This is a genomic window from Paracoccus spongiarum (assembly GCF_030732095.1).
GTDB lineage: Bacteria > Pseudomonadota > Alphaproteobacteria > Rhodobacterales > Rhodobacteraceae > Paracoccus > Paracoccus spongiarum.
The window spans coordinates 1-1,728 of sequence record NZ_JAVAMQ010000054.1 but is presented as its reverse complement, the minus strand read 5'-3'; the positions used below and the strand labels follow the sequence as shown (position 1 = coordinate 1,728).

2 protein-coding genes are annotated in these 1,728 nt (G+C 60.9%); both read left to right on the top strand.

Going from position 1 to position 1,728, the window contains the following annotated elements; all coding sequences use genetic code 11:
- Positions 1-1,153 (top strand): dihydrolipoyl dehydrogenase family protein (locus Q5Y72_RS19600; RefSeq protein ID WP_305965065.1); only part of this gene is annotated, 1,153 nt, incomplete at its 5' end.
- Positions 1,154-1,224: 71 nt separating this feature from the next.
- Positions 1,225-1,689 carry a hypothetical protein gene (locus Q5Y72_RS19595; protein ID WP_216034385.1) on the top strand — a complete coding sequence of 155 codons (465 nt, stop codon included), beginning with the start codon at positions 1,225-1,227 and terminating at the stop codon, positions 1,687-1,689.
- Positions 1,690-1,728 lie beyond the last annotated feature (39 nt).

Sequence of the window (1,728 nt, the reverse complement as noted above, 5' to 3'; positions counted from 1 at the left end):
TTCGGTGGTCAAGCAACTGACCGGCGGTCTCAACGGTCTGGCCAAGGGCCGCAAGGTTCAGGTGGTGTCGGGCTATGGCAGGTTTACCGGCCCGAACATGATCGAGGTCGATGATGACGGCAAGAAGACCACGGTCAGCTTTGACCAATGCGTCATCGCGGCGGGCTCGGAACCCGTGCAGCTGCCGTTTATCCCCCATGACGACCCGCGGGTGATCGACTCGACCGGCGCGCTGGAGCTGGACGGTATCCCGAAACGCCTGCTGGTTCTGGGCGGCGGAATCATCGGTCTGGAAATGGCCTGCGTTTATGATGCGCTGGGGTCCGCGATCACGGTCGTGGAACTGATGGACCAGATCATCCCCGGCGCCGACAAGGATATCGTCAAGCCGCTGCACAAGCGGATCGAAGGCCGCTATGAGAAGATCCTTCTCAAGACCAAGGTCACGGCGGTCGCGGCCGAGGCCAACGGGTTGAAGGTCACCTTCGAGGATGCATCCGGCGCCAGCACGACCGACAGCTTCGACAAGATCCTGGTGGCAGTCGGTCGCCGCCCGAACGGCAAGCTGATCAACGCCGATGGTGCGGGCGTCGCGGTGGATGATCGCGGCTTCATCGCCGTGGACAGCCAGCAGCGGACCAATGTGCCGCATATCTTCGCGATCGGCGATGTCGTCGGTCAGCCGATGCTGGCTCACAAGGCGGTGCACGAGGGCAAGGTGGCGGCCGAGGCGGCATCCGGGCACAACCGTCATTTCGATGCGCGTGTGATCCCTTCGGTCGCCTATACCGATCCCGAAGTGGCATGGGTGGGTGTCACCGAGACCACCGCCAAGGCCGAAGGGCGCAAGATTGGCAAGGGGGTCTTTCCATGGGCGGCCTCGGGGCGATCGCTGTCGCTGGGACGGTCCGAGGGCATCACCAAGGTCATCTTCGACGAGGCGGATGACCGCGTCATCGGCGCCGCCATCGTCGGCCCCAATGCCGGCGACCTGATCGCCGAGGTCGCGCTGGCCATCGAGATGGGTGCCGACGCGGTCGATCTGGGCCACACGATCCACCCGCATCCGACCCTCAGCGAAACGGTGAACTTCGCCGCCGAGATGTTCGAGGGCACGATCACCGATCTGATACCACCCAAGAAACGGTCCTGAATGGTCGAAACCAGTTTCCATCACGTGACGGCTAGCGATCTACTTCACGTAGTCAAATGCAAGGACATCCGATGACCGACAAGAACCCAACCACCGATTTTTCACAGGCATTCAAGGCGATCGATCCGAAAACGCTCTTCCCCTTCTTCAACAGCGATCGTTTCGGAGAATGGTTCAAGAGCCAGGGCTTCGAAAGTATTGATCCGGCAGCCATCATGAAGGTCCATCAGGACCGCCTTCAGGCGATGGCGCGGGCCAACGAACAAGCGATGAACCTTTATCGCAACCAACTCGAGCGCCACGCAAAGCTTTTTGATGATGTCATTCGTGAGACTTGGGCAAGTCTCGAAAAGACCAAGACGTCGGGCTTGTCCGACGCGACAGGGAATAGCCTCGCGCTCTATGCCGCCGCCGCAGAGAAGGCCGTGGCGCTCATGCAGCAATACTCTGAGGCGACCCAAGCCGCCGCCGAGGACGCATTTAAGAAGCTGTCTGTGGATATGGCCGCCGTCGTCACGAATGAACGCAAGACCTGATCAGTCTGTGACAATGCCCGATACCGAACGGAGGAGACG

What these genes read in the sequence shown, in the direction of transcription:
- Q5Y72_RS19595 (WP_216034385.1), top strand. Translation starts at nt 1,225, where the DNA reads ATGACCGACAAGAACCCAACCACCGATTTTTCACAGGCATTCAAGGCG.